Source organism: Methylobacterium sp. Leaf108 (assembly GCF_001423265.1).
Classification (GTDB): domain Bacteria; phylum Pseudomonadota; class Alphaproteobacteria; order Rhizobiales; family Beijerinckiaceae; genus Methylobacterium.
Map to the genome: position 1 here is coordinate 69,486 of NZ_LMND01000012.1, position 23,596 is coordinate 93,081.

General features: G+C 70.6%; 24 protein-coding genes and 1 pseudogene. 8 read left to right on the forward strand and 17 right to left on the reverse strand.

Annotated elements, in window-relative coordinates:
- Positions 1-54 precede the first annotated feature (54 nt).
- From ASF39_RS08540 to ASF39_RS08605, 14 genes and pseudogenes are all read right to left on the reverse strand, one after another.
- A complete protein-coding gene (locus tag ASF39_RS08540; RefSeq protein ID WP_056282807.1) occupies positions 55-1,260 on the reverse strand; it encodes a divergent polysaccharide deacetylase family protein in 1,206 nt (401 codons plus the stop codon).
- Positions 1,261-1,408: 148 nt separating this feature from the next.
- Entirely contained in the window at positions 1,409-2,731 is a 1,323-nt protein-coding gene (locus ASF39_RS08545; protein ID WP_055887946.1) for a S41 family peptidase, read from the reverse strand.
- Positions 2,731-4,041, reverse strand: a complete 1,311-nt coding sequence (locus ASF39_RS08550; RefSeq protein ID WP_244472324.1) for a peptidoglycan DD-metalloendopeptidase family protein — start codon at positions 4,039-4,041, stop codon at positions 2,731-2,733. Before ASF39_RS08550 ends, ASF39_RS08545 begins: the two co-directional genes overlap by 1 nt.
- Positions 4,042-4,103: 62 nt before the next feature.
- Positions 4,104-4,604 (reverse strand): 23S rRNA (pseudouridine(1915)-N(3))-methyltransferase RlmH, encoded by a 501-nt coding sequence (rlmH, locus tag ASF39_RS08555; protein WP_056282810.1) that lies wholly within the window; start codon positions 4,602-4,604, stop codon positions 4,104-4,106.
- A gap of 57 nt (positions 4,605-4,661) precedes the next feature.
- Complete coding sequence (gene rsfS, locus ASF39_RS08560) at positions 4,662-5,099, reverse strand: ribosome silencing factor (protein WP_082494447.1); 438 nt, start codon at positions 5,097-5,099, stop codon at positions 4,662-4,664.
- Between the two features lie 2 nt (positions 5,100-5,101).
- On the reverse strand, positions 5,102-5,722 hold the full coding sequence (locus ASF39_RS08565) for a nicotinate-nucleotide adenylyltransferase (RefSeq protein ID WP_082494480.1): 621 nt from the start codon (positions 5,720-5,722) through the stop codon (positions 5,102-5,104).
- Between the two features lie 105 nt (positions 5,723-5,827).
- Positions 5,828-7,126 (reverse strand): glutamate-5-semialdehyde dehydrogenase, encoded by a 1,299-nt coding sequence (locus tag ASF39_RS08570; RefSeq protein ID WP_056283483.1) that lies wholly within the window; start codon positions 7,124-7,126, stop codon positions 5,828-5,830.
- Between the two features lie 91 nt (positions 7,127-7,217).
- On the reverse strand, positions 7,218-8,339 hold the full coding sequence (gene proB, locus ASF39_RS08575) for a glutamate 5-kinase (RefSeq protein WP_055887938.1): 1,122 nt from the start codon (positions 8,337-8,339) through the stop codon (positions 7,218-7,220).
- Entirely contained in the window at positions 8,336-8,740 is a 405-nt protein-coding gene (locus ASF39_RS08580) for a type II toxin-antitoxin system VapC family toxin (RefSeq protein WP_055887934.1), read from the reverse strand. Before ASF39_RS08580 ends, proB begins: the two co-directional genes overlap by 4 nt.
- A gap of 10 nt (positions 8,741-8,750) precedes the next feature.
- Positions 8,751-9,065: a type II toxin-antitoxin system VapB family antitoxin gene (locus tag ASF39_RS08585; protein ID WP_056282813.1), complete on the reverse strand. Its 315-nt coding sequence runs from the start codon at positions 9,063-9,065 to the stop codon at positions 8,751-8,753.
- Positions 9,066-9,139: 74 nt separating this feature from the next.
- A complete protein-coding gene (obgE, locus tag ASF39_RS08590; protein WP_055887928.1) occupies positions 9,140-10,174 on the reverse strand; it encodes a GTPase ObgE in 1,035 nt (344 codons plus the stop codon).
- A 150-nt stretch (positions 10,175-10,324) separates the two neighbouring features.
- Complete coding sequence (rpmA, locus tag ASF39_RS08595) at positions 10,325-10,591, reverse strand: 50S ribosomal protein L27 (RefSeq protein ID WP_055887924.1); 267 nt, start codon at positions 10,589-10,591, stop codon at positions 10,325-10,327.
- A gap of 126 nt (positions 10,592-10,717) precedes the next feature.
- Positions 10,718-11,029, reverse strand: a pseudogene (gene rplU, locus ASF39_RS08600) (50S ribosomal protein L21); the annotation flags it as partial.
- A 491-nt stretch (positions 11,030-11,520) separates the two neighbouring features.
- The gene (locus tag ASF39_RS08605; RefSeq protein WP_055887918.1) at positions 11,521-13,071 is read right to left on the reverse strand and encodes a helicase HerA-like domain-containing protein; all 1,551 of its coding nucleotides are present in this window, start codon (positions 13,069-13,071) and stop codon (positions 11,521-11,523) included.
- 227 nt (positions 13,072-13,298) lie between these two features.
- Between ASF39_RS08605 and ASF39_RS08610 the strand changes: the two genes are divergently transcribed.
- From ASF39_RS08610 to ASF39_RS08625, 4 genes are all read left to right on the forward strand, one after another.
- Complete coding sequence (locus ASF39_RS08610) at positions 13,299-13,661, forward strand: hypothetical protein (RefSeq protein WP_200938188.1); 363 nt, start codon at positions 13,299-13,301, stop codon at positions 13,659-13,661.
- A gap of 181 nt (positions 13,662-13,842) precedes the next feature.
- On the forward strand, positions 13,843-14,232 hold the full coding sequence (locus tag ASF39_RS08615; RefSeq protein ID WP_056282816.1) for a hypothetical protein: 390 nt from the start codon (positions 13,843-13,845) through the stop codon (positions 14,230-14,232).
- A gap of 197 nt (positions 14,233-14,429) precedes the next feature.
- Entirely contained in the window at positions 14,430-15,449 is a 1,020-nt protein-coding gene (locus ASF39_RS08620; protein ID WP_055887912.1) for a GNAT family N-acetyltransferase, read from the forward strand.
- Positions 15,450-15,567: 118 nt separating this feature from the next.
- On the forward strand, positions 15,568-16,716 hold the full coding sequence (locus ASF39_RS08625) for an acyltransferase (protein ID WP_056282819.1): 1,149 nt from the start codon (positions 15,568-15,570) through the stop codon (positions 16,714-16,716).
- Here ASF39_RS08625 and ASF39_RS08630 read toward each other — a convergent pair.
- The 3 genes from ASF39_RS08630 to ASF39_RS08640 form a co-directional block, all read right to left on the reverse strand.
- A complete protein-coding gene (locus tag ASF39_RS08630; RefSeq protein WP_056283486.1) occupies positions 16,671-17,540 on the reverse strand; it encodes an SDR family oxidoreductase in 870 nt (289 codons plus the stop codon). The genes ASF39_RS08625 and ASF39_RS08630 overlap by 46 nt on opposite strands.
- Positions 17,541-17,557: 17 nt before the next feature.
- A complete protein-coding gene (gene queG, locus ASF39_RS08635) occupies positions 17,558-18,730 on the reverse strand; it encodes a tRNA epoxyqueuosine(34) reductase QueG (protein WP_082494481.1) in 1,173 nt (390 codons plus the stop codon).
- Between the two features lie 103 nt (positions 18,731-18,833).
- A complete protein-coding gene (locus tag ASF39_RS08640) occupies positions 18,834-19,526 on the reverse strand; it encodes a glutathione S-transferase family protein (RefSeq protein ID WP_055887906.1) in 693 nt (230 codons plus the stop codon).
- Between the two features lie 230 nt (positions 19,527-19,756).
- Here ASF39_RS08640 and ASF39_RS08645 point away from each other — a divergent pair, with 230 nt between their 5' ends.
- The 4 genes from ASF39_RS08645 to ASF39_RS08660 all read left to right on the forward strand — a co-directional run bounded on the left by ASF39_RS08645 (position 19,757) and on the right by ASF39_RS08660 (position 23,523).
- On the forward strand, positions 19,757-20,560 hold the full coding sequence (locus ASF39_RS08645) for an undecaprenyl-diphosphate phosphatase (protein ID WP_056283492.1): 804 nt from the start codon (positions 19,757-19,759) through the stop codon (positions 20,558-20,560).
- Positions 20,561-20,675: 115 nt separating this feature from the next.
- Positions 20,676-22,508, forward strand: a complete 1,833-nt coding sequence (locus tag ASF39_RS08650) for a methylmalonyl-CoA mutase subunit beta (RefSeq protein WP_056282822.1) — start codon at positions 20,676-20,678, stop codon at positions 22,506-22,508.
- A 72-nt stretch (positions 22,509-22,580) separates the two neighbouring features.
- Positions 22,581-22,961, forward strand: a complete 381-nt coding sequence (locus tag ASF39_RS08655) for a hypothetical protein (protein ID WP_055888101.1) — start codon at positions 22,581-22,583, stop codon at positions 22,959-22,961.
- Positions 22,962-23,094: 133 nt separating this feature from the next.
- Positions 23,095-23,523 (forward strand): hypothetical protein, encoded by a 429-nt coding sequence (locus tag ASF39_RS08660; RefSeq protein WP_055887899.1) that lies wholly within the window; start codon positions 23,095-23,097, stop codon positions 23,521-23,523.
- Positions 23,524-23,596 lie beyond the last annotated feature (73 nt).

The following is a 23,596-nucleotide window of genomic DNA, read 5'->3' on the forward strand; positions in this document are numbered from 1 at the left end:
GCGCGGGACCATAGGGCAGCCGGCGCCCGGACGGCAACGCGCGGCCTCGATCCGTCACGGGGCCGCGCTGGTGAGGCGGGCGCCGGCCGCCGGGCCTCGCAGTGCCGCGCTCACCGGAACGAGGCGCACGCCGCGTGCTTCGAGATCGCGCGACCAGCGGGCGATACGCTCGATCGTCATCGGCATGCCCCCGGCCGAGGCCAGGACGAACCCCTTGGCCTTGGCCTCGGTCTCGAGCCGGGCGAGTTCGCGGTCGATCGCCTCCGGACGCGGCACCGCATCGACCACGATCTCGGCACGCGCCACCGGCGTCTTGGTCTTGGCCGCCACCGTCAGGGCCTGGCTGCGCGGGGAGGCGCCGTCGTCGAGGAAGCCCAGACCGCGCTGGCCGAGGTCGCGCATCACCGGCTCGAGGGCGGCGGCATCCGCGGTGAACTTGGCGCCCATGAAGTTGACGACGCCGATGAAGCCGCTGAACCGGCTCATCGCCCAGGCGAGGCGATCCAGCGTCTCGGCGGGCCGCGAGGTGGTCAGCAGCGTCTGCGGGCCGGGATCGCTGTCGGGATAGTCGAACGGCTCCATCGGCGCGTGCAGAAGCACTTCGTGCCCGGCCTCCCGCGCCCTCGCGACGGAACGTTCGAGCTCGGTGCCGTAGGGCGAATAGGCGAGGCTGACGGCAGCGGGCAGCTTGGCGACGGCGCTGGCCGTGGCCGCCTGGCCGACGCCGAGGCCGGTGACGACGAGGGCGATGCGCGGGCCGCCGGTGACGCCGGCGAGGGGCCGGGCGTAGACGTCGAGGGAACGGCGACGGCCCTCCCCGATCTTGGGCACCGATCCGTGGCGGCTGCGCTCCACCAGCCGCGGATCGGGCGCGGCGGCGAGCGTCACGCCCGCCTCGTTCGGAACGCGGATGATGACCGCATCGGTGGGAGCGGCGGTGCCGAGGGGACGCACGACGTTGACGCCCGAGGCGCCTTCGACGTCGCTGGCGGAACTGGGACCGGAGGCGACCCGCTCGGGGGGCGGCGCCGGAACCGTGGCCGCTTCGGGCTCGCGCAGGCTGATGACGGCGTGCGCCCGTGGCTCGCCGCCCTGGGGATCGCCTGTGACGGCCAGAACGCTGCCGCCGATCACGACCGCGGCCGCGAGCGCCCCGAACGCCGTCGCGCGGGAGGGGCGCTGCCGCAGCAACGCGCGCAACCGCTCGGCCTTCGACACGGGCTGTCCGAGGGGACGGGTCAGGATGTCGTCGGAGGCCACGCCTGCCTGCTTCCTCGGCCGTGGAGCGCACGCCGGCCGTCATCCCCGTCCATCAACGAACGAGGCGGCCTCCAGCGTCGGTCCGCACCGACATTGGAGGCCGCCATGGTTAACGTCCGGCTAAGACCCGCGAGGGCGGCCCTCGGGGCTAGTTGGGAACGGCTGCCTTCGGGGTGTTGGCGGCGCCCTTCTGGACACCGCGCAGGAGGTCGGTGGCCGCGATCAGCTGCTTGTCCTTGGCCGGATCCGGCGGGACATAGGCCGAGGAACCGCCGCGCTCCTCGGTGTCCTTCTGCTTCAGGTGGCCCTTGAGGCCGGCCTCGCCCTTGGTCTCGTCCTTGCCCTTCAGCTCGTCGGGGATCTCCTGCGTGACCTCGACGTCCGGCTCGATGCCCTTGGCCTGGATCGAGCGGCCCGACGGCGTGTAGTAGCGCGCCGTGGTCAGGCGCAGAGCGCCGCTGCCGCCGAGCGGGATGATCGACTGCACCGAGCCCTTGCCGAACGAGCGGGTGCCGAGCACCGTCGCGCGCTTGTGGTCCTGCAGGGCGCCGGCGACGATCTCGGACGCCGATGCCGAGCCGCCGTTGACGAGGACGACCACCGGCCGGCCCTTGGTGTAGTCGCCGCCCTTGGCCGAGAAGCGCTGGGTCTCGTCGGCGTTGCGGCCGCGGGTGGAGACGATCTCGCCGCGGTCGAGGAAGGCGTCGGAGACCAGCACCGCCTGGTCGAGGAGGCCGCCGGGGTTGTTGCGCAGGTCGAGCACGTAGCCCTTGAGCTTCTCCGGACCGATCTCGGCGGTGACCTTGTCGATCGCCGTGCGAAGGCCGTCGAAGGTCTGCTCGTTGAACTGGGTCAGGCGGATGTAGCCGACGTCGCCGCCCTCGATCCGCGACCGCACCGGCTTGATCTTGATGACGTCGCGGTTGAGCGTGACCAGCAGGGGCTCCTTGGCCTCCTTGCGGCTGATCTTCAACTTGACCGGGGAATTGACCGGGCCGCGCATCTTGTCGACCGCCTGGTTCAGGGTGAGCCCCTGGACCTGATCGTCGTCGATCTGGGTGATGATGTCGTTGGTGAGGATGCCGGCCTTGGAGGCGGGGGTGTCGTCGATCGGTGTCACGACCTTGATGAGGCCGTCCTCCATCGTGACCTCGATGCCGAGGCCGCCGAACTCGCCGCGCGTCTGCACCTGCATGTCGCGGAAGCTCTTGGAATCCATGTAGCTCGAATGCGGGTCGAGGGAGGTCAGCATGCCGTTGACGGCCGCCTCGATCAGCTTGGCCTCGTCGGGCTTCTCGACGTAGTCGGTGCGGACCTTCTCGAACACGTCGCCGAACAGGCTGAGCTGGCGATAGGTCTCCGCGGAGGCCGCCACCGCGCTGGTTCCGGAGAGCAGGTGCGTCTGGGTCGCGACGATGGATGTACCGGCGCCCAGGAACGCGCCGACCAGAACCAGGGAAATCTTGCGCATTATCCGCGAACCTTCTCGCTGGGGCTTTTGGCCCACCAAGGCTCCGGATCGATGGAGCCCCCGTCCTTCTTGAACTCGACGTAGAGCGTCGGATCGTTACGCTCGCCGCCCGGCGATTGGGGACCGGGGCCGCCTTCCCCCATCACCGCCACAGGCTCCCCGGCCAGCACGAACTGCCCGACGTCGACGTTGATCTGATCCATGCCCGCCAACACGAGATAGTAGCCATCGCCGGCGTTGATGATCAAGAGTCGCCCGTATGAGCGAAATTGTCCGGCGAAGGAGACCCAACCGTCGGCGGGCGAGGACACCACCGCCTTGGGACGGGTCGCCAGGGAGATGCCGCGGGTGCTGCCGCCGGTGCCGTCGGGCTGGTTGAAGGTCCGCACCAGGGTCCCGCTGACCGGGCGTGGCAGGTCGCCGCGGGCGTCCGCGAACCGGATTTTCGGCGAGAGACGTGCGGGATCGCGCAGGCCGGCTGCGGCAAAACGCTCCTGGGTGGCGCGGGCTTCGCGCGTCTCGGCGGCGCGGGCCTCCTCCGCCGCCTTGCGGGCGGAGGCGACCTCGGACTCCATGCGGTCGAGCAGATCCTTGAAGCTGCGCGCCTGGACCGCCAGCGCGGCGATGCGCGTCCGCTCGGCGGCGAGCCCGCCCTCGACCTCGGCGAGGCGGGCGCGCCGGGCGGTCACGAGGGCGTTGAGGCGCTGCTGCTCCTTCGCCCAGCCGGCGAGGTCGTTGGTCAGGGCCTCGCGGTCCGAGGCGATCTGCCCGCGCAGGCGGACCATCTCGCCGAGGTCCGCGGCCAGGGTCTCGGCCTCGCCGCGCAGTTCGGGCACGATGGCGCCGAGCAGCATCGATGTGCGGATGACCACGAGGACGTCCTCGGGCTGCACCAGGACGGCGGGAGGCGGGCGGCGGCCCATGCGCTGCAGGGCGGCGAGGATCTCGGCGATGACGCCGCGGCGGGCCTCCAGGGAGCGCCGGATCGCCTCCTCGCTGGCGCCGAGCGTCTTGAGGCGCTCTTCGAGGCGCGTCATCCGGTCTTCGGTGGCCTGGGACTGCCGGGCGGCGTCGAGGAGGGCGGCGTTCAGCTTGGCGCGATCCCCGCCGATCGCCGCGACCTCCGCTTCGAGCTGCGCCCTGGCGGTGTTGGAGGCGGCCAGGGCCTCCTCGACGCGCTTGAGGTTCTCGGCCCGGCGCGCCTTCTCGTCGAGGCTGCGCTGGATCGCCTCGACGGCCTCGGGCGGTTTCTCGGGCGGTTTTTCGGGCGACGGTCCCTGCGCGACGGCCGGGGCCGTGAGAAGGCACAACAGGCCGGCGATCCCACTGCGCGCGCCGTCCCGACCGATCCAGTTTCGACGCCGCGTGCCGATCATGATTCGTCGGGGTTGCCGCGGTGATAGGGGTGGCCGGAGAGGATGGTCAGCGTGCGGTAGACTTGCTCCAGGACGAGCACCCGCACAAGCCCGTGCGGCAGCGTGGCGGCCCCGAACGAGAGGGTCAGGTCGGCGCGGCGGCGCACCTCGGGGTCGAGGCCGTCGGCCCCGCCGATCGCGATGACCAGGACGGGACGCTGCCCGTCGCGCCAGTCGGCGATGCGCCCGGCGAGGGTGGGGCTCGGCAGATCGCTGCGTCCGCGCTCGTCGTAGGCGAGAAGCACGCCGGCCGCGGGGCATTGCGCGAGGATCGCCGTGCCTTCCTCGGCACAACGGTCGGGCGCCCGCCGTGCCCTGCTCTCCGCGATCTCGACCACGTCGCAGGCGGAAAAGCCGAGCCCGCGCGCGATCGGGATCGCACGATCGCGGTAGCGTGCGGCAAGGTCGCGCTCCAGTCCGGCCTTGAGGCGTCCGACAGCGACCACGAGGAGGCGCAAGGCAGTCTCCCGGTGTAAGGCAGTCTCCCGGTGTGCAGGCGCGGGGACGGTGCGCTCTTAGCCTGCCAGCAGGCCCAGGGGGCGGTCGACGCCCCACATCTTCTCGAGGTTGTAGAAGCCCCGCACCTCGGGCCGGAAGATGTGGACGATGATGTCGCCGGCATCGATCAGCACCCAGTCGCAGGCGGGCAGTCCCTCGACGCGGGCACCACCGAAGCCCTTCGACTTCATGTCCTGAAGGATGCGATCGGCGATGGCACCGACATGACGCTGCGAGCGCCCGGAGGTGATGATCATCGCATCGGCCAGCGAGGTCTTGCCGGCGAGGTCGATCTCGATCGTATCTTCGGCCTTCATGTCCTCGATACAATCGAGGGCGAGCGCGCGCAGATCGCCGATCTTCCGGTCGGTGGCGGCGTCGGAACCCGGGGTTCCTTCTTGGGTCGGGTCGGACAGAGTCTCGGTTCCTCGAAATGATGGTGGCGTCGCACTCATCTTTAGCCTGTTTGCGGGAGATTGATATCATCCCGCCGCATTTTCAATCCTTCGTCCTGCATCTCCGCCTGCCGACGGATCAGCGTCGACGACAGCGTCGAGCGCGGCCCGTGCAGGAACACCCAGGCCGGTGGCGTCCGCGCGGCGAGGGTCGAGGCATCCCGCTCGGGCAGGCGCCAGCGGTCGAGCACCTGCGCGGCCCGCCCGCTGGGCGCCGACAGCGTGAAGCCGGGCCGGTCGATCACCGCGATCGGCATCAGGGCGGCGATCTCGGCGAATCCCTGCCAGCGGTGGAAGTTCGCGAGACTGTCGGCCCCCATGATCCACACGAAGCGGACCTGGGGCAGGCGCGCAACCAGGTGGCGCAGGCTCTGGCGGGTGTAGCGGGCGCCGATCCGGCTCTCGAAATCCGTCACCGCGATCCGCGGATGGGCGGCGATGCGGGCCGCGGCCGCGACCCTGGCGGCGGCCGGCGCGAGACGACCGCGGTCCTTGAGCGGGTTGCCCGGGCTCACCATCCACCAGACCCGGTCGAGGGCGAGGCGACGCAGCGCGACGAGGCTCACGTGGCGGTGGCCGGAATGGGCCGGATCGAACGATCCGCCGTAGAGGCCGATCCGCATGCCGGGAAAGGCCGGCGGGAGCGGTGCCGGCAGGACGAAGTCAAGCCGGCGCGGAAAGGGCATCGACCCGGGCCCAGGAGCTGACACGCGACGGACGCGCGCGCGTCACGGGCGGGTCTGCCCGCTCCCGTGGACGCGGTACTTGAAGGTGGTGAGCTGCTCGACGCCGACCGGGCCGCGGGCGTGCATCCGGCCGGTGGCGATGCCGATCTCGGCCCCGAAGCCGAACTCGCCGCCGTCGGCGAACTGGGTCGAGGCGTTGTGGACGACGATGGCCGAATCGACCTCGGCCAGGAACCGCGTCGCCTCGCCGCCGTCCTCGGTGACGATGGCGTCGGTATGGTGCGATCCGTAGGTCTCGATGTGGTCGATGGCGGCGCCGAGCCCGTCGACCACGCGCACCGCGATGACGGCGTCGAGGTATTCGGTGCGCCAATCGGCCTGCGTCGCCGCGCTCACCCGCGCATCGACGGCCTGCACCGCCTCGTCGCCGCGCACGGCGCATCCGGCGTCGATCAGCGCCTCCACGAGGGGGCGCAGATGGGTGCCGGCGCAGGCCCGGTCCACCAGCAGCGTCTCGGCGGCGCCGCAGATGCCGGTGCGGCGCATCTTGCTGTTGAGGACGATGGTGCGGGCCATGTCGAGATCGGCCTCAGCCGCGACGTAGACGTGGCAGATGCCGTCGAGATGCGCGAACACCGGCACCCGTGCCTCGGCGTGGACCCGCTCGACGAGCCCGCGTCCGCCGCGGGGCACCAGGACGTCGATGCAACCGTCGAGCCCCGAAAGCATCGCGCCCACCGCCGCGCGGTCGCGGGTGGGCACGATCTGCACGGCGTCGGCGGGAAGGCCGGCGGCCTCCAGGCCCGCGCGCATGACGGTGGCGATGGCCAGCGACGTGCGGTGGCTGTCCGAGCCGGCGCGCAGGATCGCCGCGTTCCCGGCCTTGAGGCAGAGGGCGCCGGCGTCCGCGGTGACGTTGGGCCGGCTCTCGAAGATCACGCCGATGACCCCGAGCGGCACGGCGATGCGCTCGATCAGGAGTCCGTTGGGCCGTTCGAAGGCGGCGACCTGGCGACCGACCGGATCGGGCAGCGCGCCGATCTTCTCGACGGCCTCGGCGATGCCGGCGAGGCGCACGGGATCGAGGGTCAGGCGATCGATCAGCGCATGAGTCTGGCCGGCGGCCCTGGCGGCGGCGACGTCGTGGGCGTTCTCGGCGAGGATCGTGTCGCCGGCCGCGCGCAGGTGTTCGGCCACGAGCCGCAGGGCGACGTCCTTGGTCTGGGCGGAGGCCAGCGCCATCAGGCGGGCGGCGGCGCGGGCGCGCCGGCCGATGCCGTGCATCGCGTCGGTGAGGTCGGTCGCGACGGAAGGGTCGGATCTCAGATTCGCAATGGGCACCATCGTATTCCTGGCAGCGTCCCCCGCGACGGGTCCCGCGCTGCCGGCCCGTCATGCCACCCGGTATGGGGCAAAACAAGCACGGCGTGCTTCACTCGCCCACCATCGCCATGTCGTCGCGATGCACCATTTCCGCCCGCCCGGGATGGGTGAGGAGGTCGGCGATCTCGCGGCTGGGACGGCCGATGATACGGGCGGCCTGGGCGCTGTCGTAGGCGACGAGCCCACGCCCGAGGGTGCGGCCGGACACGTCGCGGATGATGACCGCGTCGCCGCGCCCGAAGCTGCCCTCGATCCTCGTGACGCCCACCGGCAGCAGGCTGGCCCCGCCCTGCAGCGCCCGGGCGGCGCCGTCGTCGATGACGAGGATGCCGCGCGGTTCGAGGGAGCCGGCGATCCAGGTCTTGCGGGCGGCCACCGGGTTGGAGCCCGACAGGAACCACGTGCAGCGCCCGCCCTGGAGGATGCTGCGCAGGGGATTCTTCTCGCGTCCGTCGGCGATGACCAAGTGGGTGCCTCCACCCGTGGCGATCTTGGCCGCCTCGACCTTGGTGCGCATGCCGCCCCGCGACAGTTCCGAGGCCGGGCCGCCGGCCATCGCCTCGATGGCCGGCGTGATGCGCTCGATGAGCGGCAGGTGGCGGGCATCGGGATCGCTCGCCGGAGGGGCGGTGTAGAGGCCGTCGATGTCCGAGAACAGCACCAGCACGTCGGCGCCGATCATGGTGGCGACCCGGGCGGCGAGCCGGTCGTTGTCGCCGTAGCGGATCTCGCTGGTGGCCACCGTGTCGTTCTCGTTGACGACGGGCACGGCACGCACTTCGAGGAGCTTGAGCACCGTGGCGCGGGCGTTGAGGTAGCGCCGGCGCTCCTCGGTGTCCTGCGGCGTCACCAGGATCTGGCCCGCGACGATGCCGTGGTGCCCGAGCGCTTCGGACCAGTAGCGCGCCAGGGCGATCTGGCCGACGGCCGCCGCCGCCTGGCTCTCCTCGAGGCGCAGGACGCCCGGCGCATAGCCCAGCACCGTCCGGCCGAGTGCGATGGAGCCCGACGAGACCACGAGGACGTCGACGCCCCGCGCATGCAGGTCGGCCACGTCCTCGGCCAGCGCCGCCAGCCAGGCGTGGCGCAGCCGCCCGCGACCGCGATCGACGAGAAGCGCCGACCCGACCTTGATGACGACGCGGCGGAAATCCTGGAGGGAAGGAGTCATGGGGCAGGTCGGTACGCGGGCTCGATGTCCGTGTGCACGAAGTCGTTGCCCTTGAACAGCAAGGGTAGCCCATGGACCCTGGCGACGGCGTAGGTGAGGCAGTCGCCGAGGTTGAGCCTAGCCGGGTGACCGCGGCCCTTGCCAAAGCGAATGAAGGCCTCCGATGCGCTTTCGAACATGGTGGCGTCGAAGGCGACGATCGTGATGCTTCTGCGTGAGACGAACCGATGAAGCATGCTTTCGGCATGGCCTGGAGCATGGCTTTCGAGAACCATGCGGGTTTCGACCAGCGTCGGCGCCCCGACGATGGCTCTCCGGATAGCCAATAATCTCAGGAAGGCATCTGCTTCGGGCTCAGCGGCCAGGATTGCGAACATCGCCGACGTATCGAGAGCAAGCACGTCGGGACGCTCAGATCGGGAGGCCGCTCTCGTCGTAGAACGAGCTATGATCGGACGTGGCACCCGGCGCGATGTGTCTGGATGTCTCCCGCACTAAAGCGCGCAGGGCTTCGTAATCATCACGTTGTTCCGGGGTCATTTCCTCAACCGTCGGGATGCGAAAAGGGCCACGTGCGTGGTCTGGTGCCGAAGGCTGCGACCTCTCGTCGAGGGACGCTCGCAGCGAGGCGACGACGGCCTCGCCGAGGCTCGTACCGCGGCGGTCGGCGAGTTCCTGAGCGAGAGCATAAGCCTCGTCGCCCTCGACGATCAGCGTCTCCGTCATCGCCGTCTCCTCTCAGCCATCTTGAGCCAAGCCTATCCAAAGCCAAGCCTATCCTAGGCGGCCCATCTCGTCACTCACGGTTGCCACGCCTCCGCCGGCTGGCGCTCGGCCTCCGCAGCCTTGGCCTCCTGCATCTCCCGCGTGATCGCCCGCAGGGCGTCCTGCACGCCGAGGCCCGTGGCCGAGGACAGGATCAGCGGCTTGACCTTGGCCGCCCGCTTCAGGCGCGCCACCTGCTCCTTGAGGGTGTCGGGATCGACCGTGTCCGCCTTGGAGAGGGCGACGATCTCGGGCTTGTCGGTGAGGCCGTGGCCGTAGGCGTCCAGTTCCTTGCGCACCAGCTTGTAGGTCTTGCCGGCGTGCTCGCAGGTGGCGTCCACGAGGTGGAGGAGCGCACGGCACCGCTCCACGTGGGCGAGGAACTTGTCGCCGAGCCCGACGCCCTCGTGCGCGCCCTCGATCAGGCCCGGGATGTCGGCCAGCACGAACTCGCGCTCGTCCGAGCGCACCACGCCGAGGCCCGGGTGCAGGGTAGTGAAGGGATAATCCGCGATCTTGGGTTTGGCCGCCGTCACCGTGGCGAGGAAGGTCGACTTGCCGGCGTTGGGCAGGCCGACGAGACCGGCATCCGCGATGAGCTTCAGGCGCAGCCAGATCCACTGCTCGTGGCCTTCCAAACCGGGGTTGGCGTGCTTGGGCGCCCGGTTGGTGGAGGTGGTGAAATAGGCGTTGCCGAAGCCGCCGTTGCCGCCCTTGGCCAGCCGCACGCGCTGGCCGACGTGGGTCATGTCGGCGATCAGCGTCTCGCCGTCCTCGGCGATGATCTCGGTCCCGGCGGGCACCTTCAGCACCACGTCGGCGCCATTGGCGCCGTGGCGGTTCGAGCCCATGCCGTGCTCGCCCTTCTTGGCCTTGAAGTGCTGCTGGTAGCGGTAGTCGATCAGGGTGTTGAGCCCGTCGACGCATTCGACCCAGACGTCGCCGCCGCGCCCGCCGTCGCCGCCGTTGGGGCCGCCGAACTCGATGAACTTTTCGCGCCGGAACGCGACGCAGCCGGCGCCGCCGTCTCCGGAGCGGACATAGACCTTGGCTTCGTCGAGGAATTTCACGGCCGGACTCGTTTCACGGGTTCGGGTCGGCGATCCCTCGCCGACCCTTGAGACAAACGACAACGGGGAAGACGGTTTCCCATCTCCCCCGGGGTCTCATTGCGCGTCGGACGATCCTTCGGAAAGGATCGCCCGTGACGATGCGGATGCCTACTCGGCGGCTTCCTGCATCGGGATCACCGCCACGAAGGCGCGACCGCGCTTGACCTGGAACTCGACCCGGCCATCCGCCTTGGCGAACAGGGTGTGGTCGGTGCCGATGCCGACGTTGACGCCGGGGTGGAACTTGGTGCCGCGCTGGCGAACGATGATGTTGCCGGCGATCACGGCTTCCGAGCCGAACTTCTTGACGCCGAGGCGCTGGCCGGCGGAATCGCGGCCGTTGCGGGACGAGCCGCCTGCTTTCTTGTGGGCCATCTGGATGTGCTCCGAATTGGTGTTGCGTCGCTGGGGCGGTGATCAGGCTTCGGCGGAGGCGAATTCGCCCTCGGAGCTCTTCACGGTCTTGGCCCTGCGCTCGGGCGCCTTCGACGACTTGCCGCCGGCGCTGATCTCCATGATCCGCACCACGGTGTGGTGCTGGCGGTGGCCGCGCTTGCGCCGCGAGTTCTGCCGGCGGCGCTTCTTGAAGGCGATGACCTTCTTGTCGCGGCCGTGGCTGACGATCTCGCCGACGACGCTGATGCCGCTCAGCATGGGGGCACCGACCTCGGTGGCGCCTTCGCCGTCGGCGAACAGCAGGACCTCGCCGAAGGTAACGGCCGAGCCCTCTTCGCCCTCGAGCGTGGCGATGGTGATGGTGTCGTTGGCGGCAACGCGATACTGCTTGCCGCCCGTCTTGATGACTGCGAACATCGTTCTCTCTCGTGTTCTCTGCCGGCCTCCGGCTGGCGCCTGGGCCGTCTTCTTGTTCAGGTCATCCGCGGCACCGGTCGAGCGATGCGCGAACGCGAAACGCGCGGACTTCTGCGAGGAAGCCGCGCGTTGCTCCGGTTCGTTAGGCTCGATCGACGTGATTTGTCAAGGACGGCAAACTGGTGGTCGCCGGCTGTTCGTCCGCGCGGACAGCTTCCGCGATCGACGGACCGCGCACGATGATGGCCAGCAGAATTCAAGCTTGTGCACCGAGTTCGTTCAGAACTGGCCCCGGTTCTCAGCCGTCTCGTATCAGGTCGCGCGCTTCGGATCGACCAAGCTGAAGGGGCTTTCCTCTCTACCTTCGGGGGAGGGACCAAGGATGGAGGCGGCTGGGCAACCCTCCGCGTCAGACCAGCGAAAACGCCGCCGCCTCCCAGCAAGGGGTAAAAGCGGCGCGAAAATTTCGCCGGAGCGTCACGCAGTGGGCCTCACCGCTTCATCAACCCACCCAGCACGTTGCGCAGGATCGCGTTCCCCACCTGCGTCCCTACCGTCCGCGCCATCGAGCGGGCGGCGTTGCCGATCACCTGTTCGGCGAGGCTCTGGGGCGGGCGGCGGCCTTTTCCCGTCGCCGGCTTGCCACCGAACATTCCGCCGACGAGGCCGCCGAGCATGCCCGTCAGGCCACCCTCCGACTCCTGCGCCGCCTCGGCGCCGCCCGCGTCGAGCCCCTTGCGCTTGGCCAGGATCTCGTAGGCGCTCTCGTTGTCGATCGCCTGATCGTACTTCCCCCGCAGCGGGCTCTTGGCGATGAGGTCGGCGCGCTCGGCCGGCGTCAGCGGCCCGACCCGGCCCTGGGGGGCCGCGATCAGCGCGCGCTCCACCACGGAGGGCGTGCCCTTGGCCTCCAGAAAGCTGACCAGCGCTTCGCCGACGCCGAGTTCGGTGATGGCTTTCGCCACGTCGAAACCGGGGTTCTGGCGAAACGTCTCGGCGGCGGCCTTCACGGCGCGCTGGTCGCGCGGGGTGAAGGCGCGCAGCGCGTGCTGTACCCGGTTGCCGAGCTGGCCGAGCACGGTCTCGGGCACGTCGAGCGGGTTCTGCGTCACGAAGTAGACGCCGACTCCCTTGGAGCGGATCAGGCGCACCACCTGTTCCACGGCGTCGAGCAAGGCCTTGGGCGCGTCGTCGAACAGCAGGTGCGCCTCGTCGAAGAAGAACACCAGCTTGGGCTTGTCGAGATCGCCCACTTCGGGAAGCTGCTCGAACAGCTCGGAGAGCATCCACAGCAGGAACGAGGCGTAGAGCCTGGGCCGCTGCATCAGCTTGTCGGCGGCCAGGATATTGACGATGCCGCGCCCGTCGCGGTCGCGCTTCATGAAGTCGTTGAGGTCGAGCGCCGGTTCGCCGAAGAACCGGTCGGCCCCCTGGTTCTCCAGCATCAGGAGCTGGCGCTGGATCGCGCCGACCGATGCGGCCGAGACGTTGCCGTACGTCCCCGAAATCTCCTTCAGGTTCTCGGTGAGGTAGAGCAGCAGCGCCCGCAGGTCCTTGAGGTCGAGCACCGGCCACTGGTTGTCGTCCGCGACCCGGAAGGCAATGTTGAGCACGCCCTCCTGGGTGTCGTTGAGTTCGAGGAGCCGCGCCAGCAGCAGCGGCCCCATCTCGATGACCGTGGCGCGGATCGGATGGCCCTGGTCCCCGAACAGGTCCCAGAACACCGTGGGAAACCGGTCGGGCTCGTAGGTGATGCCGAGTTCCTGCGCCCGCTTGACGAAGACGGGCTTGGCTTCTCCGTCGGCGGCCAGCCCCGAGAGGTCGCCCTTGATGTCGGCGGCGAAGACCGGGACGCCGGCGTTGGAGAATCCTTCCACCATCACCTGGAGGGTCACGGTCTTGCCCGTGCCGGTGGCGCCGGCCACGAGGCCGTGGCGGTTGGCGAGCCTGAGGGTCAGGGCCTCCGGCTTGGCGCCGCTCTTGCCCACGAGGATCTTGCCGTCGAGGATTTTGCCGTCGAGATCCTGGCTGTCGCCCTGCATGATCGTCCGCTCCAAACCTCGTGCCGTGCGCAAAGGCGCGGCGCCTGCGGTTATGGCGGTCGCCGGCCGTCTTTTCCAGGCCGACCGCATCGGGACGGCGTACGTCGAAGCGTGGCGTAAACGATGTTTCGTGCCGCCGCGTGCCGAAACACCTCCGGCGTGCGTTACCTCCCCACGAGATCGCCTGCCTCCGGTTCGGACACGGCGCATCTCACGGAGGATACCGCGTGAAACAATCGATCACCCTGGCCGCCGGCCTCATCGCCGCCGGCCTTTTCTTCGCGCCCGCAGCGGTGTCGGCGGCCCCCATGCCCGTCCCGACCGCCGACGTGGCACCCCTGGCGACGGATACCGTCCAGTACGGTTACGGCCGCCGCGGTTATGGCGGCGGTTACGGTCGTGGCGGTTACGGTCGTGGCGGCTACGGCAATCGTGGCTACGGTCGTGGCGGTTACGGCGGTCGCGGCTACGGTCGTGGCGGTTACGGTGGCTATGGCCGGGGTGGCTATGGCCGCGGCCCCGCCCGCATCGGCATCGGCCCGGGCAACATCCTCGGCGGCGGCCCCGGCTACATCGGCCGCGGCTTCTGATCGGACCACGGGCGCGCCGCGGACTCGCGGGGCGCCCGACCGGATGTCGAGGTCCGAGCGCGGCCCGTTGCGCCGCCCTGCTCGAATATCCCGGTCCATCGGGGCTCCCTCGCCCGGCCGCCCTTGATTTCACGGCGGCGAGGCTCGAAGGACGAGCTTCCTTTTCGGCGGAGCCTTGGACATGGACGAATTGATCACCCGCGTCACGAGCGTGACCGGCCTCGATGCGGCGACGGCGCAGACGGCCCTCGGCCACATCCTGGCCTTCCTGCAGAAGGAAGGGCCGGCCACCGAGGTCGCGCAGCTGCTCGCGGCGATGCCGGGATCGGAAGCCCTCATCGCCGATTCCAACGCGGGCGAGGGTGGCGGCGGCGGCCTGATGGGCATGCTCGGCGGGATGATGGGCGGCGGCGTCATGGCGCTCGGCCAGAAGCTGATGGCGGCCGGCGTGCCGATGGGTCAGATGCAGCCCCTCGGGCGTGAATTGTTCGCCTATGGCCGCGAAAAGGCCGGCGAGGACGTGATGGGCCCCATCGTCGGCTCCATCCCCGGCCTCAACCAGTTCGTCTGACCGGACCGCGCGGTGCTTCGGCGGCTACCCTTCGGTAGAGGTCGCCGGAACGGGTCGCCCTGCGCCTTAAGCTCCTCTGTCGCCACGCGAAGATCTGTCATAAAAGCGTTCCCGCTTCGTGATTGATGGAAGCGGTCGAGGCACGAGGCCGACGGCTCCACCGGGAGCCAGCCCAGGCGCCTCGCAGGGCGGATCCGATGGTCCCGAATTTCGCGCGTGACGCCTCGGCGGCGTGGCTCAACGGCTGGGAGGCGCATGTGCACGCCCCCCTCGCCCGGTTCCGGCAGAAGCGGGTCGACGCGGGCCTCGCCGCGTTTCCGGGCCTCGGCTTCCTGCCGCCCGGCGGTGTCCCGATCAAGTTCAAGCCGCGCCTCAAGAGGCCGCTGGCGGCGCCGGGCCTCGACCCGAGCCTCGGCCGGATCGGCAACCTCGAAGTGCGTCTGGCCACATCCGTGCCCGACATCCGCCGGGCGCAGCGCCTGCGCTACCGGGTGTTCTACGAGGAGATGTCGGCGATCCCCACCGGGATGACCCTGCTCGCGCGCCGCGACATCGACGATTACGACACGGTCTGCGACCACCTCCTCGTCATCGACCACGCCGCCACCGAGGCCAAGCCCTTCCGCAAGCCGCGCCCGAAGGTGGTGGGCACCTACCGCCTGCTGCGCCAGGACGCCGCCGACCGCAACTTCGGCTTCTACACCGCCGGCGAGTACGACATCGCGCCGCTGCTCGCGGCCAACCCCGGCAAGAGGTTTCTCGAACTCGGCCGCTCGTGCGTCCTCAAGCCCTATCGGACCAAGCGCACGGTGGAGCTGCTGTGGGCCGGCATCTGGGCCTATGTCCAGCATCACCGCATCGACGCGATGCTCGGCTGCGCCAGCCTGGAGGGCACCGACCCCGATCGGCTGGCCTTGCCCTTGAGCTTCCTCCACCACCACGCCCGGGCGCCCGACGCCTGGCGCGCGCGCGCCCTGCCCGGCCGCTACGTGGCGATGGACCGCCTCGCCCGCGAGGCGATCGACCCGAAGGCGGCGCTGCAGGCACTGCCGCCGCTGATCAAGGGCTACCTGCGCGTCGGCGCCACCTTCGGCGACGGCGCCGTGGTCGATCACCAGTTCGGCACCACCGACGTCTTCGTGGTGCTGCCGGTCTCGGCCATCGCCGCCCGCTACATCGACCACTTCGGTCCGGCCGCGAACCGCAGGGCCGCCTGACACGGGCGGCCCGACCCGACGGGACAGGCTTGCTCACCCCGCCGCGCCACGACTAAACCCGCGGGGCGGACGGGGCCTCGACGCCCCTTCCGCCGAGGCGTGGAGGAACGGGGCGCCCATGCGCGGCTATCGGTACGAGGCCCTCGACGGGGTGCGCGGGATCGCGGCGCAGGCGGTGCTGGTGAGCCATGCCCTCGGGATGGCCTATCCGCACCTCGAGGCACCGGTGGCCGGTGTCGTCGAGTGGGTCGGGCGCCTCTCGGTGATGGTGTTCTTTTCCCTGAGCGGCTTCGTGATCGCCACGAGCCTGTCGCGCCTGATCGCGCAGGACCGCGACCGGTTCGTGCTGCACTACGCCGTCCACCGCGTCGCCCGGATCTGGCCGCCCCTGATCCTGGCCATCGTCGTCACCTTCGCGGTGGGCGCTATCGGCCATGCCGGGCTGCCGCTGCTGACCCGCACCGGCGATCCCTACCGCCTCGACCTCGTCGCGTTCCTGCGCGGCGTCACGCTGACCTTCGGGCCGGGGGACGCCACCTTCGTCATCGACCGGGCGCTGTGGTCCCTACGCCAGGAGGTCTACCTCTATGGTGTCGCGGCCTTCGCCGCCCTGGCCCTGGTCCGGACCGGGCTCGTGCGCCTCGTGGCAGGGACGGTGGTGGTCGGGATGATCGCCATCACCGCCGACCGATTCTTCTACCCGCAATCCCTCGCCCTGTTCGCCGCCGGGGCCGGCGCCGCACTGTTCGGCCACCGCCTGGGGGCCTGGGCGGACTCGGGCCTGCTGTGGCCGGCGACCGCCCTGCTTCTGGTGCTCCCCCTCGCGACGGTGAGCGACCCGGGCTACGTCGACGCCTTGAGCGACCACCGCGGCCTGCTCGCCTACCAGGCCGCCCTCGGCCTGCCGCTGGCGCTGTGCCTCTTGAACCTCGCGACGCGGGACGGCCCAGCCACCCGCCTGTTCACGGCCTGGCGCGGGGCGGCGGCGTTCTCCTACACGCTCTACGTCATCCACGTGCCGGTCATGACGCTGGTGTTCTCGCTCCGGGCCCACCAGGGCTGGGTGCCCGGCGCGCTCGGGACGGTGCTCACCCTCCTCGTCGCCCTCGCGGTGGCGCAAGGCCTGTCCTACGTGGCGGCCCGGTTCGTGGAGCGTCCGCGCCAGGTCCGGGCGCTGATCTTTCGCGCCCTGGGGGTGGTCGGGCATGCGCCCCGCCCGGCTCAGGCCGAGGCGTCGCCCACCAGGGCGGCCAAGCCCTCCCGGTAGGTCGGGTAGGCGAGGTCGACCCCGAGTTCCTCGCGGATCAGCCGGTTCCGCACGCGCTTGTTCTCGCCGTAGAAGCTGCGGGCCATCGGGCTGAGATCAGCGGTCTCGAAATCCACCTCCGGCGGCAGCGGCAGTCCGGCGAGGGCGGCGGCGTATTCGGTGACCACCTGCGGCGGCGTCGGTTCGTCGTCGGTGACGTTGTAGGTCGCCCCCGGCCGCGGCCGGCGGATCGAGGCCATCAGCGTCGTGGCGATGTCGTCCACATGGATGCGGTTGAAGACCTGGCCGGCCTTGATGATCCGCTGCGACTTGCCCTCGCGCAGTTTCACCAGCGGGTTGCGGCCCGGGCCGTAGATGCCCGACAGGCGGAACACCTGCACCGCCTTGCCGGTCTGCCGGCCGAGATCGCGCCAGGCCTCCTCCACCGCGAGGCGGCCGCGCGAGCGCGCGCTCTTGGGGATGGGTAGGGTGTCCTCGTCGATCCAGGCGCCGTCGTGGTCGCCGTAGACGCCGATGGTGGAGAGGTAGCCGATCCAGCCGATGCGGCTGTCGCGGATCGCGGCGCCGTAGCGACGCAGCACCGTGTCGCCGTCGCGGTCCGGTGGCGCCGAGACGAGGAGCGCGTCGGTCTCGGCGAGATCGGCCGCGATGCGCGGGTCGTCGGATTCCGGCCCGAAGGTGCGCATGGCGAACGTCGTCTCGCGGGCGATGGCGTCGGCACGGGCCCCGTCGGTGACGGTGGCCCGCACGGCGGCGAATTGGGCGCCCTCGCGTTCGGCGAAATGGCGGGCGGTGAAGCCGAGGCCGAAGACGAACAGGTTCACGGGGCTGGTCTCCGTCGTCAGGTCGCGCCGGGGCGCACCGGGGCCATATCGCGCGCGGCGTCCCATTCCGCCAGCACGTCGGCGTCGGTTTCTCGGCCCGCGTGGTCGTCGGCGAGGATCGCGAAGCGCGCCGGGTCGAGGAGTCGGGCGGCCGCCCACACCGCCATGCCGCGCACCAGGGCGGACGGATCGCGCAGGTTGTCGAGGGCGCCCTGCGCCAAGGTCTCGTCCCGCGAATTGCCGATGGCGATGAGAACGTTGCGCAGGAAGCGGTCGCGCCCGGTCCGCTTGATCGGCGTGCCGGCGAAGCGGACCCGGAACGCCGCCTCGTCGAGGCGGGCGAGGTCGGCCAGCGGCGGCGCGAGGAGGTCGTCGCGTGCCGCCAGCCGCGATTCGCCCGCCGCCCTGGCGAACTTGTTCCAAGGGCAGACGGCGAGACAATCGTCGCAGCCGAAGATGCGGTTGCCGATGGCCGCGCGGAACTCCGGCGCGATCGGCCCCTCGTGCTCGATGGTGAGGTAGGAGATGCAGCGCCGCGCATCGAGCCGGTAGGGCGCCGGCAGCGCGCCCGTCGGGCAGATGTCGAGGCAGCGCCGGCAGCCGCCGCAATGGTCGGCCTCGGGCGCATCCGGCGCGAACGCGGCCGAGGTGTAGATGGCGCCCAAGAGCAGCCAGTTCCCGAACGCCCGCGACAGCAGCACCGTGTGCTTGCCCTGCCAGCCCAGGCCGGCGGCGGCCGCCAGCGGCTTCTCCATCACGGGAGCGGTGTCCACGAAAACCTTCACGCGGACGTCGCCCTTGGCCGAGAGGTAGCCGCCGAGTTCCTTCAGCTTGCCCTTCAGCACCTCGTGGTAGTCGCGCCGCTGGGCGTAGGCCGCGATGGCGCCGCGGTCCCGCTGTTCGAGGAGCGACAACGGATCGGTCTCGGGACCGTAGTTCATCCCGAGCATGACGACCGACCGGACCTGCGGCCACAGTACGGCCGGGTCGGCGCGCTGGTCGGCGCGGTCCTGCATCCACGCCATCCCGCCGTGGAAATCGGCGGCGAGCCAGCCCGCGAGGTCTTCGGGGAGGCCCGGCACGGCGTCGGGCGTCGTCACCCGGACGAGGTCGAAGCCGAGACGGCGGGCGCGGGTCTCGAGGGCGTCCCGGAGTTCGCCGCCGGCGAGGATCTTTCGGGGCTGTTTCATGCCGGAGGAGGCCGGCTCGTCACGCATCGGCGCTTCCCGGAACGGGGTCCGCGCCCGCCCGGGAAACGGCGTCCGTGCCGGATCGGGAGCCGCGCGAAGGACGTCAGAAATCGAGGTCCGCGTAATGGTCGGCCGGGGCCATGCCGGGCACACGGTCGGCGAGCAGGGTGCGGAAGGACGGGCGCGACTTCACCCGCGCGTACCAGTCCTTGGCGGTCTCGTCCTCGTCCCATGGCACGTCGCCGAGGTAATCCACGCAGGAGAGATGGGCCGCCGCCGCGAGATCGGCATAGGTGAGATGGTCGCCCGACAGCCAGCGCCGCCGCCCCATCAGGTAGCCGATGTATTTGAGGTGGTAGCGCACGTTGGTGCGCGCGGCGCGGATCGCGTGCATGTCCGGCGGACCGCCGCCCACCGCGCTCGTCATGAACCGCTTGTGGATCTTCTCCAGCACCAGGTAGCCGGTCACCTCCGCGTCGAACTTGACGAGGAACCAGTCGAGCAGCCGGCGGACCTCGACCCGGTCGGCGGTGACCTCCGGCAGCAGGCGCCGGCCACTGAGGCCGAGCCCGCGGGTCTCGTCGAGATATTCCGCGATGATGCCGGGCCCCGGCACGGCCAGCCCCGTCTCCTCGACGAGGACCGGCGTGGTGCCGGCGGGATTGAGGAGCAGGAAGGCGTCGCGACGCTCCCACGGCTTTTCTTCGACGAGGGCCGGCTCCATGCCCATCTCGGCCAGGACCAGGCGCACGAAACGTGAGTGCGGACAGAAGGGGGAATGGTGCAGCGTCGCCATCGAGGCCGTTTCGGACGAGTTTCGGCGCGTCGGGCCGACGGGCCGTGTCGAAGCCCCTCGTGAACGGGCCGCGGTTGAGACTTATTGCTCGATCGTTGCCGCCTCATTAACACGCTCGACCTTTCACGGTAACCGTCCGTCAACCGCGATCGGACAAGCCTGCCCCGCGGCCCGCTCGACGGCGCGATGAACGCGACACCCAACCACCACGATATCGGGGCGATCAGATGATGGATGCGGTCGGCATCGCGAAGGCGGTCGTGCTCGGCGTGGTGGAAGGCGCCACCGAGTTCATCCCGGTGTCCTCCACCGGACACCAGCTCCTGGTCGGGCACTTCATCGGCTTCAAGTCGCCCAACAACACCTTCGAGGTGCTGATCCAGCTCGGCGCCATCCTGGCGATCCTGACGGTCTACTTCCGCCGCCTGCTGGGCGTGGCGCTGGCCTTCCCCAACGATCCGCGGGCGCGCCGCTTCGTCTTCGGCATCCTGATCGCCTTCCTGCCGGCGGCGATCATCGGCGGCCTCCTGTCGAAATACATCAAGTACTACCTGTTCAACCCGTGGATCGTCTGCGCGACCCTGGTGGCCGGCGGCCTCGTCCTGCTCGTCATCGACGAGACCGACCTCGAGGTCGAGAAACGCGACGTGTTCGACTTCCCCCTGGTGATGGACCTCAAGATCGGCCTGTTCCAGTGCCTGGCCATGATCCCCGGCGTGTCGCGCTCGGGCGCCACCATCGTCGGCGCGATGCTGATGGGGGCCGACAAGCGCTCGGCCACCGAGTTCTCGTTCTACCTCGCGATGCCGACGATGGCCGGCGCCTTCGCCAAGGACCTGCTCGACAACTACAAGAACCTCACGGTGGACGACACCGGCCTCATCGTCATCGGCTTCATCACCGCCTTCATCTCCGCCCTGATCGTGGTGCGCACGGTGCTCGACTACGTCTCGGCCCACGGCTTCCGGTTGTTCGCCTGGTGGCGGATCATCGTCGGGTCGCTCGGGTTCGCGGGCCTGATCGTGTTCGGATAGGCGTCGCGGCAACAGCCACAAGGCGATTGCCTCCACGCGGCCCGTCATGCGAGGGCTTGCAGCGAAACCGTGTCCGGCCACGCTCGGCCGGCGCATCGCTCGCGAGGCCCTGACGATGGAAGACCGCCCCTTCGCCGACCTGTTTCCGCCGGCCACCCGCGAGCGCTGGCTCGGCCTGGTGGAGGGCGTGCTCAAGGGCGGCGATTTCGAGAAGCGGCTAGTCTCGCGCAGCGCCGACGGCATCCGGATCGAACCGCTCTACGAGGCGGCCGAGCCGGTGGCCCAGCCGATGCGGGCGCCCGGCCCGTGGCGGATCTCCCAGCGCCTCGACCATCCCGATCCGGCCGCCGCCAACGCGCTCGCCCTGGCCGACCTCGAAGGCGGCGCCGACGCGCTTACCCTGGTCTTTGCCGGCGCGCCGTCCGCCCGCGGCTACGGGCTCGAAGCCCACGACGTCACCGCCCTCGAGACCGCCCTGTCGGGCGTGATGCTGCCGCTCATCGGCTTGCGCCTCGACGCCGGCGTCCGTGGCATCGAAGCCGCGGAACTCGTCAAGGCCCTGGCCGAGGCCCGCGGCGAGGCGCTCGGCGCCCTCGACCTCGATCTCGGTCTCGATCCGATCGGCACCCTGGCGGCCACGGGCGCCGAGGCGGACGAGGGTCTGTCGCAGGCCGCCGCGCTGCTGGCGACGTTCGATGCGGCCGGCTTCACCGGCCGCGCCATGCTCGCCGACGGGCGCCCCTATCACGAGGCCGGCGCCAGCGAGGGGGCGGAACTCGCCGCCGTGCTCGCCACCGCCGTGGCCTACCTGCGCGGCCTCGAGGCCTCCGGCCACGACCTGGCACGGGCGCGCGACGCGATCGCCGTGCTGCTGGTGGCCGATGCCGACGAGTTCCTGACCATCGCCAAGTTCCGCGCCATGCGCCGGCTGTGGGCGCGGGTGGAGGCCGCCTGCGGGCTCGACCCGAAGCCCCTGCGCCTGCATGCCGAGACCGCCTGGCGGATGATGACCCGGCGCGAGCCCTTCACCAACATCCTGCGCACGACGCTCGCCACCGCCTCCGCGGGCCTGGGCGGCGCCGATGCGGTCACCGCCCTGCCCTACACCCTGGCACTCGGCCTCTCAGACGGTTTCGCCCGGCGGGTGGCACGCAACAGCCAGATCGTGCTGATCGAGGAATCCAACCTCGCCAGGGTCGCCGACCCGGCCGCCGGCGCGGGCAGCTTCGAGACCCTGACGCAATCGCTGGCCGAGAGCGCCTGGGCCGGCTTCCAGGAGATCGAGCGCGAGGGCGGCATCCTCGCCAGCCTCCGGGCGGGACACCTCCAGAGCCGGATCGCGGCGATGCGGGCGACCCGCACCAAGGCGGTGGCGACACGCCGCGAGGCGCTCACCGGCGCCAGCGAATTCCCGAACCTCTACGAGAAGCCCGTCACCGTCCTCGACGTGCCGGCCGCCGCACCCATGCCGGCGGGCGAGGCCGCCCTGCCCTCGCACCGCCTCGCCGAGCCCTACGAGGCGCTGCGCGACACGTCCGATGCGCATCTGGCATCCTCGGGCAAGCGCCCGGCGGTGTTCCTGGCCAACCTCGGCCCGGTGGCGGTCTTCAACGCGCGCTCGACCTTCGCGGCCAACGCCTTTGCGGCGGGCGGCATCGAGGCCCTGGGCAACGACGGCTTCGTCGAGCCCGCAGCCTTGGCCGAGGCCTTCACCGCATCCGGCGCGGCCATCGCCTGCCTGTGCTCGTCCGATGCGCTCTACGCCACCCATGCGGTGGTGGCTGCCGAGGCCCTGAAGGCGGCGGGCGCCCGCGAGATCTATCTGGCCGGCAAGCCGGGCGAGCTCGACGCGGCGCTCAGGCAGGCCGGCGTCACCGGTTACCTCCATGCCGGCGGCGACCTCCTCGCGCTGCTGGGGGCGGCGCTGGCCACGGCGGCCGCGGCCTGAGCGCCCAGCCCGCAACCGTTGTGGGCGCTTGGCGGTTTCCCGGGTCCACCAACACGGATCGAGGACATGACGATGCGTCTCCTGAGCCTGGCAGCCCTGACCTCCGCCATCGCGGTCGCCGCAACGGGGCCGGTGGCCGCCAAGAAGGTCGCCGTCCCCGACCGCTACGACGGCAGCTGGAGCATCGAGGTCATCACCGAGGACGGCCCCTGCGACCGCGCCTATCGCTACGGCGTGAAGATCGATCGCGGGCAGGCGAGCTATGCGGGCGACGACTTCGACGTGCGCGGGCGCGTCTCCGGCAACGGCAGCGTCAAGGCGGTGATCGCGCGCGGGTCGGACAGCGCCAGCGTCGTCGGCCGCCTCGGACGTGAGGGCTTGGGCAACGGCACCTGGACCACAAACGGACCAGTCCGTTGCACGGGTCGCTGGAACGCCGAACGCCGGGGCTAGCCCCGCGATCTGTGCCCCCGGCGTCACAGGCGCGACCCGGCATCACGATCTCGTCGTTCGGCCCTGTTCCGGCCGGATTCCCTGGTGAATACTCGGATGGCACCGATCTTAGCCATGCCTGAGGCCTTCCCCGATGAAAGCCGTGCTGCTCAGCCTCGTGACCGTCGTCGCTCTCACGCCGCCGGTGCAGGCGGGGCCTCGGGTTCCCGGTAGCGCGCACGAGATGCTGCTTCCCCTGGAGCAGGCGGCCACCGCCTGTTTCGCCGAGACCGTGGCGGCCAACCCGCGCAGCATGGCCTTCGCGCGGGCCGGACGCTGGTACGAGGCGGCCAGCGTCACCGGCTTCCTATGCCGTCCGGAGGTCGACGCCATGGTCGGCGCGCACGACCGGCTCTACGGGCGCGGCACCGGCAACCGCTTTTTCAAGAACGCCTACGCCAGGCACCTCGGGCAGCAGCTGGCCGACCGGCTCAAGCCGTTCCTCGAGCGCACCGCGGTCGCCAACGCCGAACCACGCGATGGCGCCGCCTCCGATGCGAGCGGCAAGGGCACCGACGAGTAGAGCGGGAAGCGATCCGCGACGTGGCGGAAGCGGCCCGGGGGTCGGGCAGACCGCGAGCCGCGTCGTACGGTGT

Excerpts from the sequence above, each read along its gene's own strand:
- ASF39_RS08655 (WP_055888101.1), top strand. The coding sequence starts at position 22,581 with ATGCGTCTCCTGAGCCTGGCAGCCCTGACCTCCGCCATCGCGGTCGCC.
- ASF39_RS08625 (WP_056282819.1), top strand. The coding sequence starts at position 15,568 with ATGCGCGGCTATCGGTACGAGGCCCTCGACGGGGTGCGCGGGATCGCG.
- proB (WP_055887938.1), bottom strand. The coding sequence starts at position 8,339 with ATGACTCCTTCCCTCCAGGATTTCCGCCGCGTCGTCATCAAGGTCGGG.
- ASF39_RS08640 (WP_055887906.1), bottom strand. The coding sequence starts at position 19,526 with ATGGCGACGCTGCACCATTCCCCCTTCTGTCCGCACTCACGTTTCGTG.
- ASF39_RS08545 (WP_055887946.1), bottom strand. The coding sequence starts at position 2,731 with ATGCGCAAGATTTCCCTGGTTCTGGTCGGCGCGTTCCTGGGCGCCGGT.
- queG (WP_082494481.1), bottom strand. The coding sequence starts at position 18,730 with ATGAAACAGCCCCGAAAGATCCTCGCCGGCGGCGAACTCCGGGACGCC.
- ASF39_RS08605 (WP_055887918.1), bottom strand. The coding sequence starts at position 13,071 with ATGCAGGGCGACAGCCAGGATCTCGACGGCAAAATCCTCGACGGCAAG.
- ASF39_RS08650 (WP_056282822.1), top strand. The coding sequence starts at position 20,676 with ATGGAAGACCGCCCCTTCGCCGACCTGTTTCCGCCGGCCACCCGCGAG.
- rpmA (WP_055887924.1), bottom strand. The coding sequence starts at position 10,591 with ATGGCCCACAAGAAAGCAGGCGGCTCGTCCCGCAACGGCCGCGATTCC.
- rsfS (WP_082494447.1), bottom strand. The coding sequence starts at position 5,099 with ATGAGTGCGACGCCACCATCATTTCGAGGAACCGAGACTCTGTCCGAC.
- ASF39_RS08565 (WP_082494480.1), bottom strand. The coding sequence starts at position 5,722 with ATGCGGATCGGCCTCTACGGCGGATCGTTCGATCCGGCCCATTCCGGC.
- ASF39_RS08585 (WP_056282813.1), bottom strand. The coding sequence starts at position 9,065 with ATGACGGAGACGCTGATCGTCGAGGGCGACGAGGCTTATGCTCTCGCT.
- ASF39_RS08645 (WP_056283492.1), top strand. The coding sequence starts at position 19,757 with ATGGATGCGGTCGGCATCGCGAAGGCGGTCGTGCTCGGCGTGGTGGAA.
- ASF39_RS08615 (WP_056282816.1), top strand. The coding sequence starts at position 13,843 with ATGGACGAATTGATCACCCGCGTCACGAGCGTGACCGGCCTCGATGCG.
- ASF39_RS08620 (WP_055887912.1), top strand. The coding sequence starts at position 14,430 with ATGGTCCCGAATTTCGCGCGTGACGCCTCGGCGGCGTGGCTCAACGGC.
- ASF39_RS08660 (WP_055887899.1), top strand. The coding sequence starts at position 23,095 with ATGAAAGCCGTGCTGCTCAGCCTCGTGACCGTCGTCGCTCTCACGCCG.